Origin of the sequence: Arthrobacter sp. 24S4-2, from assembly GCF_005280255.1 — a bacterium.
Classification (GTDB): Bacteria; Actinomycetota; Actinomycetes; order Actinomycetales; family Micrococcaceae; genus Arthrobacter.
In genome coordinates this window covers 4,702,800-4,718,113 of the sequence record NZ_CP040018.1, presented here as the reverse complement: position 1 = coordinate 4,718,113, position 15,314 = coordinate 4,702,800, and the positions used below count along the sequence as shown (strand labels likewise).

Below are 15,314 nucleotides of genomic sequence, written 5' to 3'. Positions count from 1 at the left end.
GCTATTCCTTCTCTTGGGTCATGAAATGCATAAGGGATTCCTGGGTGGCCTCGGCGATCGGAACCTCGCCAGTGACGTGGCCTGCGGACAGGGTATAGATCCTGTCGCAGATGCCCAGGAGCTCCGGGAGCTCGGAGGAGATCACGATCACGGCCTTCCCCTCGGCTGCGAGCTCGGCGATGATCGTGTAGATCTCGAATTTGGCCCCGACATCGATGCCGCGGGTGGGTTCATCCAGGATCAGCACGTCCGGGTCCGAGAACATCCATTTGCTCAGCACGACTTTTTGCTGGTTCCCGCCGGAGAGCTTTCCGGTGATGGCTGCCACGGACGGCGCCTTGATGTTCATGCTCTTCCGGTAGCGGTTGGCCACGGTGGTTTCTTCGTTCTTGTCCACCCAGCCGCGCTTGGCGAGCTTGTGCAAGGCTGCCATCGAGATGTTGCGCTTGATGTCTTCGATCAGGTTCAGGCCGTAGTGCTTACGGTCCTCGGTGGCATAGGCGATTCCGTGCCGAATGGCATCGGAGACTGTGGCGGTGTTGATTTCCTTGCCGTACTTGTACACCTTGCCGGACACTGCACGGCCATAGGTCCGGCCGAAGACGCTCATGGCCAGTTCGGTCCGGCCTGCGCCCATGAGTCCGGCAAGCCCCACGACCTCACCTTTCCGTACGTTCAGACTGGCATTGTGGACCACCGTGCGGCTGTGATCCTGGGGATGCTGCACGGTCCAGTCTTCAATCCGGAGGACTTCCTCTCCAATGCTGGGCGTGCGGTCCGGGTACAGGCTTTCCAGGTCGCGGCCAACCATGCCGCGAATAATGCGTTCCTGGGTGATCTGCCCCTGGTCGAGCCGCAGGGTCTCAATCGATTTGCCGTCGCGGATGATGGTCACGGCATCGGCGACCTTGCGGATCTCATTGAGCTTGTGGCTGATGATGATGCAGGTGACGCCCTGGCCCTTCAGATGCAGGATGAGGTCCAGCAGATGGTCCGAGTCCTCATCATTGAGCGCCGCCGTGGGCTCATCCAGAATGAGCAGCTTCACTTCCTTCGAGAGCGCCTTGGCGATTTCGACCAGCTGCTGTTTACCGACGCTGATGTGCTGAATCGGGGTCACGGGGTTTTCACTCAGCCCGACGCGGGCGAGCAGTTTGGCGGCTTCCAGGTTCGTCTTGCGCCAGTCCACCCAGCCGTTATTGGCCAGCTCGTTGCCGAGGTAGATGTTTTCGGCAATGGAAAGGTAGGGGCTCAGCGCCAGTTCCTGGTGGATGATCACGATGCCGCGCTTTTCACTGTCGCTGATGGTGGAAAAGTCGCACGGTTCGTTCTCAAAGAGGATGTCGCCCTCAAAGGTGTTGTGCGCGTACACCCCGGAGAGGACTTTCATGAGGGTGGATTTTCCTGCGCCGTTTTCACCGCAGATGGCATGCACCTCGCCGCGGTTCACGTCCAGGGTGACGTCCTGGAGGGCTTTCACCCCGGGAAAGGTTTTGGTGATTCCCCGCATTTGAAGAATAGGTACGTTCATGGTGATTTCCCGATGACTTGTCAGAGCCGGACTCCTGCGGATGCAGGGTCCCCGGTTGGGGTGCGGCCGGGACCCGGCCCGGCCGCACCCGGCACGGTGGCTACTTGATGTCTGCTTCCGTGTAGTAACCGGAATCAACCAGTTCCGGCTTGTAGTTGTCCTTGGTGATGATTACGGACTGGAGCAGGAAGGCGGGGACCACCTTGACCTTGTTGTTGTAGGTTTTGGTGTCGTTGGTCTCGGGCTGCTGGCCCTTCAGGACGGCGTCAACCATTTTCACTGCCTGCTCACCGAGCTTGCGGGTGTCCTTGAAGATGGTGGAGTACTGCTCGCCGGCGATAATGGACTTCACCGAGCCTTTCTCTGCGTCCTGGCCGGTCACGATCGGCAGGTTGCCCTTGGCGTAGCCGCCGGTGCTGGTCAGTGCGGAGATGATGCCGATGGACAGGCCGTCATAGGGGGAGAGGACACCGTCAAGCTTGGTGCCGGAGCTGTAAGCCGCGGTCAGGATGTCCTCCATGCGCTTCTGGGCAACGGGGGCCTGCCAGCGCAGGATGGCTGCCTGCTCGAACTTGGTCTGGCCGCTCGGGACCTTGAGGGTTCCGGCGTCCAGGTACGGCTTTAGCGTGTCCATGGCGCCGGTCCAGAAGAAGTTGGCGTTGTTGTCATCCGGGCTGCCGGCGAAGAGCTCCACGTTGAAGGGGCCCTTGCCTTCCACCTTCTTACCGCTGGCATCAACCAGGCCAAGCCCGGTGAGCAGTGACGTGGCCTGCTGGACGCCCACCGTGTAGTTGTCGAACGTGGTGTAGTAGTCCACGTTCGGCGTGCCGTTGATCAGGCGGTCGTAGGCGATGACCTTCACGTTCTGCTCCTTCGCCTTGGCGAGGACGTCGGTCAGCGTGGTGCCGTCAATGGCCGCAATGATCAAAGCCTTGGCGCCCTTGGTCAGCATGTTTTCGATCTGCGAGACCTGTGTGGGGATATCGTCATTGGCGAATTGGAGGTCCGCCTTGTAGCCCAGTTTGGTGACCGAATCGGAGACGTTCTTGCCGTCCGCGATCCAGCGTTCGGAGGTCTGGGTGGGCATTGAAATGCCAACGAGCGCGCCCGCTGCATCGGCGCTGCCGGAAGGAGCCGCTGCTCCGCCCCGGCTTCCGCACCCCGTGGCCCCCACTGTGACTGCGAGGACGACGGCGAGTGCGCCCAGGAGTTTCTTGATTCTCACGCTTTTCTCCTTCCGCGGACAACTCAGTCCGCGAATTGGTACTGAGCCGGGAGGCATCTGCGCTTCCCGGCCGGGGGCCGGCCGGTGGGATCCGGTCGATTGGTGCCTGACCCGGAGATCCGTCACCAAAAGTACTTCGTTGCCGGGACTGGCCCCTTGGCCCGTTCCAGCGATCTTATTTCACAACGATGATTGCAATGTTAGCGCTAACAACGAAATTGAGCATAACGGGCCCAATCTTGTGAGTCAAATCACATTTATGCAAAGGGTCGTTGGTGCGGGCCGTATCCGGTCCGCCCGGCCGCGCAGGCTGCCGGGGCTCACGTTTCCACCACGAACTCGGTGCGGACCTGATCGCGGCCGAGCGCAACCTGGCCTCCCGCGAACGCGATTCCATAATGGCCCGCGAGCACCGGCTGCGAATCGCCCTGAAGGGTGTCGCGGAGGAGTACGACATCGTCCTGATTGACTGTGCACCCTCGCTGGGGCTTCTGATGGTCAACGCCCTGACTGCCGCTACGCATGCCTTGCTGATCACCGAGCCCCGGGTGGCCTCGGTAGAGGGGCTATCGGAAATCGTCACGACCATTTGGCGAAGTGCAAGAGAACCTGAACGAGGACATCGAACTCCTGGGCGTTGTCGTCAACAAGCAGAAGAAGCGCGCTGATCAGATGCACTGGATTGAGAAGATCAACGCCAACTTCGGTGACCTCGTCTTAGAACCGATGCTTCAGGACCGCGAAGTATTCGCCAAGGCGCAAGCCGCCTCAAAGCCGCTGCGTGCATGGGGTTCCGAAGCCGCCCCGCACCGGGCCGACCTGGTCCAGTTAGCCACTATTATCTGGAAAGGCGCCGAATCGTGAACCGCCCAGGACCCGCCCCGGAGCGCGGAGGCACCCCCAGTGCCCTTGATACTGTCCGTTGCAGCCGGCGCAGCAAGGACCACAACAGACCCAAGCCCTTCGGCAGCCAGCTCCCGTTCCTCCGGAGCCTGCCGCACAAGAGACCTCGATGCTGGTGGAGGGTCGGCGGAGCAGTCATCCGGTAGGTGGAACTTGTTCATCATTGGGTTGGAACTCGCTCGAAACTGGCCCTAGCGTTGTGAGAGCCCGCTTAAGGTGAAGGCATGTTCAAAACGATCCAGTCTCTGAGACCTCTCGCGGCACCGGCCACGGCCGTGCTGCTGACGGGGGCGCTCTTTATCCTGGAGGAGCGCCATTTCGACCAGAAGAGCGCCCTGCTGTTGGCGCTCGTGACGGGCGTCGCTGTGGCCGAGATTCTGCCGGCGGCCGCCCTGGGGCTGGTCTTCTTCGCCCTGGTCCTGCAGGGCGTCAAGGTCCTCCCGTTGGTCCGCGTGGCTACTTCCCACGTCTCTTGGAGAGTGTGTACGGTCGTAATATGCCCAGACTTGATGCACAAACTCAGATTCTTCAGATGATTGCCTCGTATGAGGCATGCATCGCGGCTTCAGACAGGCTCCTCGACGTAATTCGGGTGATTCGAACGTCTGACTACGAAACCATAGATCAGGACTTGAGCTCCTTGCTCGGCTGCAGCCTTGGAGCAGCGCGGGAGGTCCGCCATCTGTCGCTGGATCGGCTAACACCGCATAGTATCCAGCGCCTTCGAGAGGAACTTCCCGCGCTGCGACAAGAACTAACTAAACATGTAGACGCATAGTCTGATTACGTCCAGTGCGTCCAGCCGCTGCTGTCGATCTTGTACTCTCTGGCATCCCAACCGAAATAGATCTCCGCTCCGCCCGCGTTGACGAATCTCAGCGTGTAGGTCGGGTAGTAGACCTCTCCAAGAGTTCCACCCGACCAGTTCTCTGACCATATCTGAGTAAATGTGCTGAAGTTGTACTTTTCGGCGCTGTTGCAGTTGTTCCAGGTTTTCACCACAGAGTCGATGTTGAAAGGGCCGTCGTAGTAGGTATAGCAGTTGAGATCCTTAAACTGGACGCTCGGGCCATATGTCACGTTGAGGTCCCCGCTGAGGGTGAACGATAGGTTCCCAGTAATGCCCATCCGATACTCAACGGCTACCTTGCCGATCATCGAGCAGGAACCGGAACCGCAGTAGAGGTACGTGACGGTGTCGTTCATGTACAGCGTAGACCCGTAGACGGTTCCAACGCCCCCGGCATTCATGGGCGTCAGAACCGCATCCTTCTCCTTGGCAGTCTTTGCGGCTTTGAACGCTTGGGAGATCTTATGAATCTCCTGCTGCGATTTGTCCGCCTTCTTGTTTCCGCGTAGTTGGATGAATCTGTCCACCGCGGTGGGATCCACTCCACTCTTAAGAGACTGGATGACACCAGCGACCACTGGATCCTCGTCTCCAGTGACTGCCGCGACTACGCATAGACCTGCGTTGACTTCTACCTTTGTGCAGGTTTGTGGCCCTTCTAGCTCGGCTGCCTGGGCTGCGCCGCCCAAGCCCACTATCAGTATCAAACTGACAATCGCAGCAATGATATTGCGGCGAATCAACTTTTCATTACCCACGTATTTCCGGCCCTTCGCATTTAGGCATGGTTGGTCGATTTGGTCCGGTAGGGCCGGTGGCCGCCGGCGGCGAGTAGGCATCTGAGTCTGTAGTTGGTGAAGTTGCGGAAGCCGCGGGCGATGCGGCGGGTGGTTTCGATGACGCCGTTGATTGCTTCGGTGGGCCCGTTGGAGGCGCCGTTGGTGTCGAAGTAGGCGAGGACCGCGGTCTTCCATTGTTTGAGTGTCCGGCCGAGCCGGGCCACTTCCGGGATCGGGCACGTCGGGAATGAGGAGATCACTTCGGTCACGAGTTCCCGTCCCCGCGACGGAAGGGCATGGTAGATGTTGCGGACCTTCTGGTAGCACTGCCAGGCCAGAGTGACTTCGTGGTCCGGATCCCCGGCGGTGAGTTTGGCATCGAGTCTTGCGGTTTGTTTGTCGGTGAGGTGTTCGGCGCCTATCTGCAGGGTCCGACGGATCCCGTAGAGCGGGTCCCCCTTGCGTCCGCGGTGCCCGAGGGTGTCCTGCTGGACCCGGCGGCGGACCTCATCGACCATGGCCGTCCCGAGCTTGACGACGTGGAACGCGTCCAGGACGGTGATGGCTTCGGGTAGTTCGTCGCGGATCGCATTCGCGTAGCCGCGGAACGGGTCCAACGCAGCGGTCTTGATACCGGCAGTGAACTCCTCGCCGCGCGCTCTGAGCCAGTCAGCGTAGGCCTTCCCGGACCGTCCCGGCACGAGGTCGAGAAGCCGTGCATGGACAGTGCCGTTGGCGTCGCGGGTGTGGTCCACGATGCCGGTGACCATGCCCGATCCGGGCGGGCCAGTGTGGGACCAGACATGCTCGTCGACGCCAAGCGCGTCCACGCCGGCGAGCCGGTCCGTGATTCCGATGCGTCTGGTGGCCTCTGCCTTGACGGCGTCCCAGACGGTGTGCCAGGAGACGCCGAGCTGGTGGGCCAGGGCTGAGACTGAGGTGTCGAACCGGGCCAGCGCGTCGGTCGCCCATGCCACTGCTCGGGCGGTGAGTTTCGCCCGCGGCCCTGCCAGTGGGTGTTCCTCGGTGAAGGTGTTCCCCGGACAGTCTGGGTCCGGGCAGCGCCAGACCCGCTTTGCCCACAGCAGCCGCACCGGCCTGCCGAAACAGGGAATGTCATGAAGCTGGACCTGCCGGCGTCCGTGGCCGATCGCGATGACGCCGCAGTCCGGGCAGCCGCTGAGGGTTTCCCCGGTTTCGACGCGCAGAACCAGGCCGTTCTCGGTTGCCGTGACGGAGCTGATGTGGATGCCCTCGACACCGAGCAGAGCATCAGCGCGCGTGCACCAGCGGCCACCGGAACAAGACATAGAGTTATTCATGTCAGGGTCTCTTTTGGGTATTGGTTTGCTTGGTCGCTACCAATTCAAAGAGGCCCTGACCTCTTTCCAGCCGCACCACGCCGCACCGCTCCGCACCATGCCACGCGGCGGTGCTCTCAGCCAGCCCTAACCATGCCTAAATGCGAAGGGCCGTATTTCCCCTAAAACCGTGTGCGGTATCGTATTTTGGCAGGCCTGAGTCGGCAATGCTTGATCTCATGTCCCCGAGCGAAGGAGTCGCGACGAGTTGCGCAAACCCTGACCCGAAGCATAATGACGGCGCGATTATTATTCAAGCGTCTTTAGTAAAGCAATGAAGGCCATTTATGAGGCAGAAAAGTTTCTAAGGCTGCTGGCTGAGATACCTGATCGAGCACAGATATCTTCCCCGGAGCGTTCCTTGGTCATGCTGCCCTGAGGATCCGTGGTGGGCTCGTTGAATCGCTGGGTTCGAAACTCGAATTCCCCAACGTGACAGTATCGGTATCTCGACTCGTATCTGCCTTTCGGCCTCCCTTTTTTGGGGGTATTTGCCTGCGCGCTGAACCGCAGAGCCAACGACAAATGTAATCCCGTAACGAAGTCCCCGAATGGCGTGAGTCTTGACTCTAGCTGTCTCGGCGGTCTTGGTCGGTGCGCTGGTCAAATCGGGATTGCCGAAGCTTGCTCGGCCAGCCACTGGCGGTAGCTCGTGGCGAGAGCGTCGTTTCGGATCAGGTCCCGTTCCAGGAGGGAAATTTTCGAGGGCCATTGGCCAAGTTCGCGGGCTGCGGCCGTGATGGTGACACCGAGTGTGGTGTGCCTGTGGCGAAGATCGGCGTTGTTTGGAGCTGCTTGGGGGTTGGTGATCTGACGGTAAATTTCCCGGGCTGCGTAGCGTTTGAGGCAGCGCATGATTTCCCGTTTGCTTTTGCCCTCCGTGGTGCGTTTGGCCACGTAGTCTTTGGTCCGTTGGCACGAGGCCATGCGGACCAGGACGACCTGGTACAGGGCGTGATTGGCGTTGCGGTCGCCGCCTCGGCTGAGCCGGTGACGGGTCGTTTTACCCGAGGATGCAGGTATGGGGGCGACCCCGACGAGGACAGCGAACTTGGCCTCATTTCCAAGGCGGTCCGGGTTGTCTCCGACGGTGACCAGGAGCTGGCTTGCCACTTCCGTTCCTACACCTGGAAGGTCACAGAGCATCGGCGCGTAGGTATCAAGGATTTCCTGGAGCGCGGCGTCAGCGGTGGCTATTTCTGCGGCGAGTGACTGGCAACGGGTGGCCAGGGCTTTCAATGTCAGCAGGCACACGTACTCGGGGTCAGCCATATGGCCCGAAGGCCTGGTGCGCTGCAGGGCCGTGATCATCGCCGAGGTCCCAGCCCCCTGTATTTCGACCGGAGTTTGTCCGGAGCTGAAACGAGCAGGCCCTTGATCTGATTGATGGCTGCGGTGCGGGCCTTTAGGGCCGAGGTGCGGCCGGCACGCAGGATTCGCAGGCATTCAACGGGACCATCTTTGGCTTTCGGAATCGATGTGGTCCGGCCGTCGAGTACCGATTGGGCGGCTTGGTAGGCATCCAGCGGATCGGATTTGCCCTTCAGCCGGCGCGCGGCCCGGTTTGGTCGGTTGACCTCCAGCACACATAGACCCTCACCGCGCAGGGTCTTGGCGATTTCGGCCACGTAGGATCCTGTTCCTTCGACCCCTACGGCGGTGACTGTGCCGTAGCTGGTGATGAACTCCACGATCTTGCGGTATCCCGATCCCACTGCCAGGAATTCCCTGTCCGCCAGGGGCTTGCCGTGTTCGTTGATGATGGCCACGTGGTGTGTGTCGGCGTGGGTGTCGATACCGGTGATGTTGGTTGTTTCGTTTGCCAAGATGGAAGTTGCTCCCAGTCGAGATCGATGGCTGATGAATGGGGCGCGGGCCAGGTGGGCAGACAAAACGGTAATGGGACTGGTCGAATCAGGCTCCTATGAAATCATGTCCGCCTGGCTCAACACCCCTTTTACGGACCTTGAGCCGGCAGACAGATCGTCGGTTAGACAGTGCTGGAAAGCGCTTCAGTTTTTGCTGGGTCATGCCGGCTCAAGACCTTTTCCAGTATTACCGTTCTTTGCTGCTGTCAAATTATCGTGCCCGCTCCGGCCCCATCCAGCCCCTCCTTCGTCGAGGCCTGCGGCCCGCACAATCGGCTCCGGCGCTCCTTCGTCGCATATTTCCTCCCGCAGATTGCACGTCCCTGGCCCTTCGGGTGGACCGGGCCTCCGTCGGACACAGCTACGCAAGCTTCGCCAGCAGGCAAAAAACGGGGGAGAGGGGAAGCTGGCCGGTCACCAACCGCACCCCACCCACCAAATCCTCAGCAAAGGACACACAACCATGAACGCAATCGCTACCGCACCCGTGTTGGAAATGCTCGACCCGAACACCCTGACCATCGACATCGACATCAACGTCCGCAAGGACGCCTCGCTCAAGCCCGAGTTCATCGCCAGCATCAAGGAACTCGGCGTCCTCGAGCCCGTCATCGCCCACCGCAAGGACGACGGCACCGTGCATGTGCTGATGGGCCAGCGACGGACCCTGGGCGCCGTCGAAGCCGGACGCCAGAGCATCCCGGTGATGATCGTGGCCACCCCCGAGGAAGCGGACCGCATCGTCACCCAGGCCATGGAGAACATCCAGCGCACCGAACTGACCGAGGCCGAGGAAGCCGACGCCTACCACCAGCTGTCCCTGATCGGCGTGTCAGCGGCGAAGATCGCGAAGCAGACAGGCCGGACCAAAACCGTCGTGGAAAGCGCCCTGAAAGCCAAGGCCTCCACCACCGGAGCCAAAGCCCTGGACAACGGCTTCACCGTGGAGATGGCCCTCGTGCTGGCAGAATTTGAAGGAGACGACGACGCCCAGCAGGAACTCGAGTCCGTCATCCGGGACGAACCGGACTACTTCGACCACATCGCGCAGAAGCTCCGGGACGACCGGGAATCCAAGGCCCGGCTCGCGGTACTGCTCGAGGAGCTTGTCGCCCAGAGCAAGGCCATCGTGGAGGAAGCCGGACACTACGCCGACACTGACACCATCTACGTCTCGGCGCTGAACCGGGCGGACGGTGAACCGGCCACAGACGAGGACGCCAACGCCTACCTGATCAACACCAACTACCGGGGCGAGCACAGTACCGTTCCCGTCATCAGCGACTGGAAAGAACTCGGGTTCACACCGAAGTACGAACGCCACGACGGCGGCACCCAGGCCCAGAAAGGACCGATGACCGAGGACCAGAAAGCCGAACGGAAAACCCTCATCGCAAACAATCGCGCGATGGAATCCGTCCTGTTGACTGAACTTCGGGGAGACTGAACCCAGGCTTTCCGGAGAGCTGGTTATCGTGGACGAAATGCGGCTGAAGCTGCTCGAGGGTCAGATCGGGTTACCCGGCATTGGCGCGGTCTGGCAAAAGGCGGCAGGCCTGCTGCCCTACGCCGTGGTCGACGAGGCGGGGCGGGAGATCGAGGTGTTCTCGGTGTTTCTTCGCGATCTATTGTTGACGGACATGAGTCCATTGACGGTGCGTTCGTATGGCAACGACCTGCTGCGCTGGTGGCGGGTGCTGGAACTGATCGGGATCCCGTGGGACCAGGCGGGCCGTCTGGAGGTCGAGGTCATGGTGGGCTGGATGCGCTCGGCCGTTAATCCTCAGCGGGGGAGCGGGGGCCGGGTGATGAATCCGCGGACCGGGAAGCGGCCGCTGGCTGAGGGGTATGCGCCGGCGACAATCAATCACGCATTGGCTGTTCTCGCCTCCTTTTACGCGTTCCATGCCCGCTTTGGGCGCGGGCCGGTGATGAACCCGGTGCCGGAGAGTCCGGGCCGTCGGGCGAGACTGGCGCACCGCAGCCCGTTGGAGGAGACCCCGGGAATGCGTCGTGCGCCGTTGAGGCAGAGGCGTATTTCCATGAGCACGGCACCCCTGGACCCGGCGAGCCGATCTGGCGTGCCCTGCATGGGACGCCACGACCACTGAATTACCACGCGGCACGCAGGGTCCTTCAGCGCGCGAACACGGCGCTTGGAACGGACTGGTCGCTGCATGATCGGCGGCACACGACAATAGACCGGATGGTGACGGACCCGAATCTGACATTGCCCGAGGTGATGGCTGTGACCCGCCACCGGCGGGTGTCGTCAATGGCACCGTATCTGCGGCCGCGGATTGACGAGGTCTTTCAAAAGGTACAGGAGCACTTTGCCGCACCGCGGCCGGTACCGACGCTGACGCCCGGCTATGACGCGGACGACTTCACGGTCGTGTTCGGTGGTTAGCGCACTCAAGCACCCCGAACAGCGGCGCCTCGAGCCGGCATCGACCGGAAGAACGCGGACCCGCAGCGTCTTATGCCCGCCCCGGCAACCCCGCCAGCGATCCCGCCGCGCCCGCAAGGAGACCTGGACACGGCGACTCTCGAGACGATCAACGGTCTGGTCGATGAGATTTGGCCGCGGTCTCAACCGAGGTGCTCGCTGCGCCGCGCGGGTTTGAGGTGGCTGCTTGGCTACCTCGAGGGGCACCCGGGCCGGTCATGGCAGGATCGATGGGTGGCATCGGGCCTGAACGACGGGGACCGCAGGATCCGTGAACTGACCACAGGGAGATCTTCGTCTGGACGGGGAGCTGGGCCATTCGCTCCTGCTGCTGTGCTGCCTGCGCGTGATCCGGCCGTCGTTGGCGGCGTTCCGGGTCAACAGCTTCGTGCGCTATCACGAACATTTCGAGGTTGCGCAGAACGATCCGGATCTGGAGCGGTTTCTGGCGTTGGTCGACGGGCACGAAGCCACAGGGCATTTCAAGCGGTGCGCCCGATTCGACGTTGCCGCCGCCTTGACCACCCAGGGCATCGCTTTCGACCTGAGCGCGGAAGCGTTGCTGCATTATGCGATCGCCACACGCGAGGGCGGCTGGGGCGCCGGCTACGAATCCTACGTCGGTCACCTCGCCTGGCAGGTGATGGCCGAGTCCGGGCACTTCCCCGCGCACGTTCCCGCCACGTTGCGCGGAGCTCTGCTGCGGCCGGCCTGGCCGGGCGGGTGAGGGCGATACCGGTGGCCCCGTACTGGGAAGTGTTGGGCTGCGACGGGGTGCCGGTACCAAGCGTTGAGTCGTATCTCCAGGATTTTTGGGTGCGGGGGATGAGCTCGTCCAGCGTTGAATCGTATGCCAGGGATTTATTGCGGTGGTTCCGCTTTCTGTGGCGCTCCGATCGGGACTGGGACCGGGTGACCCGGGATGATGTCCGGGATTTTGTGATGAGTCTGCGCGAAACGTTCAAGCGCCCCGCGGAGATCCGCCGGCCAGCTGGGCCTGCCGTCAATGAAGTCTCAGGAAAACCCTATTTAAGCGACGTCTACGCTCCCCGGACCATCAATCACAACCTCTCGGTGATCAGCGCGTTTTACGACTACCACCTGCGGGCGTTGACGGGGCCTCTGCGCAATCCCGTTCCGGAGAGGCTCACGCAGGGCGGGCGCTTCGGTGCCCACCACAACCCCGAAGACGAGTACAGACATGGACGGCGGGCTGATTACCGGCAAAAGGTTCCGATTCAGGCGGCCCGTTCCATCCCGGACAAAGCGTTCGAAGATCTGTTCACCGCCCTCGGCACGGACAGGGACCGGGCGCTGGTGGCGTTCTATGTCTCAAGTGCCGCGCGTCCTTCCGAGCTCGTCGGGCTGACAAACAGGAGGGTGGATGCAGGTCAGCAGTGCATTTCGGTGACGCGGAAGGGCTCGGGAGCTGTTCAGCGGATTCCCGCATCCCCTGAGGCGTTCAGTTGGTTCCGGCTGTATCAGGAAGCTCTCCCCGAAGAGCTCACCCGTTCCGGGCTCTCGGCGTGGTGGACTCTCAGAAGGCCCTATCGGCCCCTGAACTATGAGGCGGCCCGGGCAGTCATCCGCCGGGTGAACGTTGTGCTTGGCGCGAACTGGACGCTTCACGATTTCCGTCACACCGCCGCTATGCGTATGGCTCAGGACCCGAAGGTGTCCATCACCGACATTCAGGCGGTTCTTGGCCATGTCCATCTCTCGACGACCGAAGCGTATCTGAAGCCACGTAATGACGAAGTGATCGAGAGCGTGAACCGGCATCTTTCATCGCGTGCTTCCGACATCCTTGCTGCCGGCGGGGTACCGGCTTCCCCGTCACGCTACTCAGCCGAAGACATGACCGATCTTTTTGGCGGCACCCGGTGGCAGTAGTCAGGGACTATGTCCCTGCCCGGGTCATTCTGTTGCCTCTCGCGGAGAAGCGCGCCGCTTGGAAAGACGCCGCTCCACTGCTGTCCCCGCTGTCCCGGGACGAGATCCTGGAGCGGGCTGCGGCATTGAATGACGCGGATGGGGTGTCAGTACGCGGCGTGGGCGTCATCCTCGCGGCGTTGTCGGTGTTTGAAGGCGACACATGGCAGGCGCGGTGGGAGAGCGCCGGATGCCAGGACGCCGGCGTCGATTGGAGGCAGAGAATTGGCGGCCCCTGGGAGGGGATCCATGTGAAGCGATCGGCGGACGAGTCCGGGCATGGAATTGCGGACCTGATTGCGATGGACGTGATCCGCCCGAGCTACACCTGGCTCCGGAGAGCATTGCCGCGGTTCCATCGGATTCGCCGGAACCGGCATCCGGAATTTTTTGCGCGAATGGTTGAACACGGGACGGCCCGTGCCGTGGCGCCGCCGAACTTCGGCAACAGCCTGGTGGTGATGACGAAGGTCCTCGCACGCACCGGCCTGCCGGTCGAGCAGCTGCTCCCTGAACACCTTCTTGAGTACCGCGATTTCCAGATCGGGCGTGGACAGAAGCCTGACGGACTGACCTACGCCTGGTCCATGCTCAAGGACCTCGGCGTCTTCGATGTGTCGACACCTGGATTGCTGCAGGCGGTCTCGGTTGAGCGGCCTTCGGTCGAGCAGATGATCGACGCATACGAGATCCGAAGCGGACCCGTTCGGGAGATGCTCATCCGCTACCTGAAATCGAGGGCTGTGTCGCTGGACTACTCGACTCTTCGGTGGCTGGTGTACGAATTGGCAAAGAACTTCTGGAGCGACATCGAGGCCCACAATCCGGGGGCTCACAGCCTCCATATCGGTTTCGATGAGGGGAGGGCGTGGCTGAATCGGCTTCTACAGGGACCTTTGGCTGGCAAGCACCGCTCGCTTTTTGCCGTGCGGGCGCTGTATCTGGACATCGCGTCGTGGGCCACCGATGACGCGTACTGGGCCCAGTGGGCGGCGCCATCTTTCCTGACCCGTGAAGATACCAAGGGGGCCGCGAAGCACAAACTGCGGACACAGGCCCGGATCCATCAAAGGATCCGGGATCTTGGACCACTGCTCCCGCGGCTGCTGTCGAGCACTGCAACGGAATTGAAGTCCGCTCAAGCGCTACTGGCCGCTGGGACGGCCACTGGCCCTGGGGATGATTTTGAGCATCAAGGGATCGTCTACCAGCGGCAACCCTTGAGCCAGAGAACGAGCAGCTCTCCCCGGGGCGCAGGCCGGGTCTGGATATCCGGCGGCCGCTTCGAGCGTCGGGTGGATCTGACCCAGCTGGAGGAGAACTGTTTCTGGAGCTGGGCGCTCGTCAACACGTTGAACGAGACAGGAGTCCGTATCGAGGAACTTGTCGAGATCACAACGCTCGCACTGTCCATCTACAGGCTTCCCGGGAGCGGCGAAGCGCTTCCGCTTCTGCAGACCGTTCCCTCAAAGACCGACAGGGAACGGGTCCTGCTCGTCTCGCCCGAGCTCGCACATGTCTTCGCATTGGTGAAGAAACGCATTTCCCGTGCCGATGGCATTGTCCCTTTGACTATCCGCTATGACGAGGCTGAGCGCCTCTACAGCGCTCCACTGCCTCACCTGTTCCAGACACACATCGGGAGCGAACGCCGGGCAATGTCTCCGGGCCGGGTGAGGATCGCCATTCGCAGCGCTGTCGCCCGGGCCGGCCTCAGGGACGAGACAGGCGCCGAGTACAGGTTCACTCCGCACGATTTTCGACGCCTCTTCGCAACATCCGCCCTGGCCGCAGGGTTGCCGATCCATATTCTCGCGAAGCTGATGGGGCATCAGAACATTGTCACAACTCAGGGATACGCTGCCGTTCACGATGAGGAGACTTTCCGGCACTTCCGAAGATTCGTGGACAGACGACGGGCGTTGCGGCCACGGGAAGACTACCTGGATCCAAGCTCTGCAGAGATCCAGGAATTTCATGATCACTTCAAGAAACGAAAGGTCGAGCTGGGAAGTTGCGGACGGGCCTACGGGACACCGTGCATTCACGAGCACGCATGCATACGGTGTCCCGTGCTCCGCCCCGATCCCTTGCAACGTCCCCGGTTGGAGGAACTGATCGAGGCGCTCATGAACCGGAAGATCGAGGCCGAAGAACGCGGATGGCTGGGTGAGCTCGAAGGGATAGAGATCAGCCTGAACGCCGCTCGGGACAAGCTCGTACAAATGAGGACACAGGTGTCCCTTGGCCTCCCGACGTTCCCATCACCCTGACGTATGGCTTGCTCTTCAGCGCAAGCGCCGGGCTGACTGTGTCAGGTCCTTTTGGCCCCGGGAGGACCCTTATTGTCGGCCCGGAGTGGTTCCCGTCAGGCCTTCTAAGCGCTCGGCGTCCTGGCTTCCTCGTTCGTGGCGGT

At 61.6% G+C, this 15,314-nt stretch carries 14 protein-coding genes and 1 pseudogene; 9 read left to right on the top strand and 6 right to left on the bottom strand.

The window, feature by feature from the left end; translation table 11 throughout:
- Window position 1: 1 nt before the first annotated feature.
- Both mmsA and chvE read right to left on the bottom strand, forming a co-directional pair.
- On the bottom strand, window positions 2–1,531 hold the full coding sequence (gene mmsA / locus FCN77_RS21855; RefSeq protein WP_137323960.1) for a multiple monosaccharide ABC transporter ATP-binding protein: 1,530 nt from the start codon (window positions 1,529–1,531) through the stop codon (window positions 2–4).
- Window positions 1,532–1,631: 100 nt separating this feature from the next.
- Complete coding sequence (chvE, locus tag FCN77_RS21850; protein ID WP_217496180.1) at window positions 1,632–2,756, bottom strand: multiple monosaccharide ABC transporter substrate-binding protein; 1,125 nt, start codon at window positions 2,754–2,756, stop codon at window positions 1,632–1,634.
- A 398-nt stretch (window positions 2,757–3,154) separates the two neighbouring features.
- Between chvE and FCN77_RS27150 the strand changes: the two genes are divergently transcribed.
- The 3 genes from FCN77_RS27150 to FCN77_RS21840 all read left to right on the top strand — a co-directional run bounded on the left by FCN77_RS27150 (window position 3,155) and on the right by FCN77_RS21840 (window position 4,195).
- Window positions 3,155–3,424: a ParA family protein gene (locus FCN77_RS27150; protein ID WP_254679051.1), complete on the top strand. Its 270-nt coding sequence runs from the start codon at window positions 3,155–3,157 to the stop codon at window positions 3,422–3,424.
- Window positions 3,354–3,620, top strand: coding sequence for a hypothetical protein (locus tag FCN77_RS27145; protein ID WP_254679085.1), 267 nt, complete (start codon window positions 3,354–3,356; stop codon window positions 3,618–3,620). Before FCN77_RS27150 ends, FCN77_RS27145 begins: the two co-directional genes overlap by 71 nt.
- A 263-nt stretch (window positions 3,621–3,883) precedes the next feature.
- The gene (locus FCN77_RS21840; RefSeq protein WP_137323958.1) at window positions 3,884–4,195 is read left to right on the top strand and encodes a hypothetical protein; all 312 of its coding nucleotides are present in this window, start codon (window positions 3,884–3,886) and stop codon (window positions 4,193–4,195) included.
- Between the two features lie 247 nt (window positions 4,196–4,442).
- Here FCN77_RS21840 and FCN77_RS21835 read toward each other — a convergent pair whose 3' ends face one another.
- The 4 genes from FCN77_RS21835 to FCN77_RS27135 form a co-directional block, all read right to left on the bottom strand.
- A complete protein-coding gene (locus FCN77_RS21835; protein WP_137323957.1) occupies window positions 4,443–5,267 on the bottom strand; it encodes a hypothetical protein in 825 nt (274 codons plus the stop codon).
- A gap of 20 nt (window positions 5,268–5,287) precedes the next feature.
- Window positions 5,288–6,610, bottom strand: a complete 1,323-nt coding sequence (locus FCN77_RS21830) for an ISL3 family transposase (RefSeq protein ID WP_175417334.1) — start codon at window positions 6,608–6,610, stop codon at window positions 5,288–5,290.
- Between the two features lie 642 nt (window positions 6,611–7,252).
- Window positions 7,253–7,960: a transposase gene (locus FCN77_RS27140; protein WP_254678684.1), complete on the bottom strand. Its 708-nt coding sequence runs from the start codon at window positions 7,958–7,960 to the stop codon at window positions 7,253–7,255.
- The gene (locus tag FCN77_RS27135) at window positions 7,957–8,475 is read right to left on the bottom strand and encodes a transposase (protein WP_254678683.1); all 519 of its coding nucleotides are present in this window, start codon (window positions 8,473–8,475) and stop codon (window positions 7,957–7,959) included. The genes FCN77_RS27140 and FCN77_RS27135 overlap by 4 nt, the downstream gene beginning before the upstream one ends.
- A gap of 505 nt (window positions 8,476–8,980) precedes the next feature.
- Here FCN77_RS27135 and FCN77_RS21820 point away from each other — a divergent pair.
- The 6 genes and pseudogenes from FCN77_RS21820 to FCN77_RS21805 form a co-directional block, all read left to right on the top strand.
- Window positions 8,981–9,934, top strand: a pseudogene (locus tag FCN77_RS21820) (ParB/RepB/Spo0J family partition protein); the annotation flags it as partial.
- A gap of 58 nt (window positions 9,935–9,992) precedes the next feature.
- Entirely contained in the window at window positions 9,993–10,628 is a 636-nt protein-coding gene (locus FCN77_RS21815) for a hypothetical protein (protein ID WP_217496179.1), read from the top strand.
- Between the two features lie 95 nt (window positions 10,629–10,723).
- Entirely contained in the window at window positions 10,724–10,927 is a 204-nt protein-coding gene (locus tag FCN77_RS26420) for a hypothetical protein (RefSeq protein ID WP_217496178.1), read from the top strand.
- Between the two features lie 385 nt (window positions 10,928–11,312).
- On the top strand, window positions 11,313–11,693 hold the full coding sequence (locus FCN77_RS26110; RefSeq protein WP_175417353.1) for a hypothetical protein: 381 nt from the start codon (window positions 11,313–11,315) through the stop codon (window positions 11,691–11,693).
- Window positions 11,694–11,791: 98 nt separating this feature from the next.
- The gene (locus tag FCN77_RS26105) at window positions 11,792–12,859 is read left to right on the top strand and encodes a site-specific integrase (protein WP_175417352.1); all 1,068 of its coding nucleotides are present in this window, start codon (window positions 11,792–11,794) and stop codon (window positions 12,857–12,859) included.
- Window positions 12,860–13,017: 158 nt separating this feature from the next.
- Window positions 13,018–15,171: a site-specific integrase gene (locus FCN77_RS21805; RefSeq protein WP_137323954.1), complete on the top strand. Its 2,154-nt coding sequence runs from the start codon at window positions 13,018–13,020 to the stop codon at window positions 15,169–15,171.
- Window positions 15,172–15,314 lie beyond the last annotated feature (143 nt).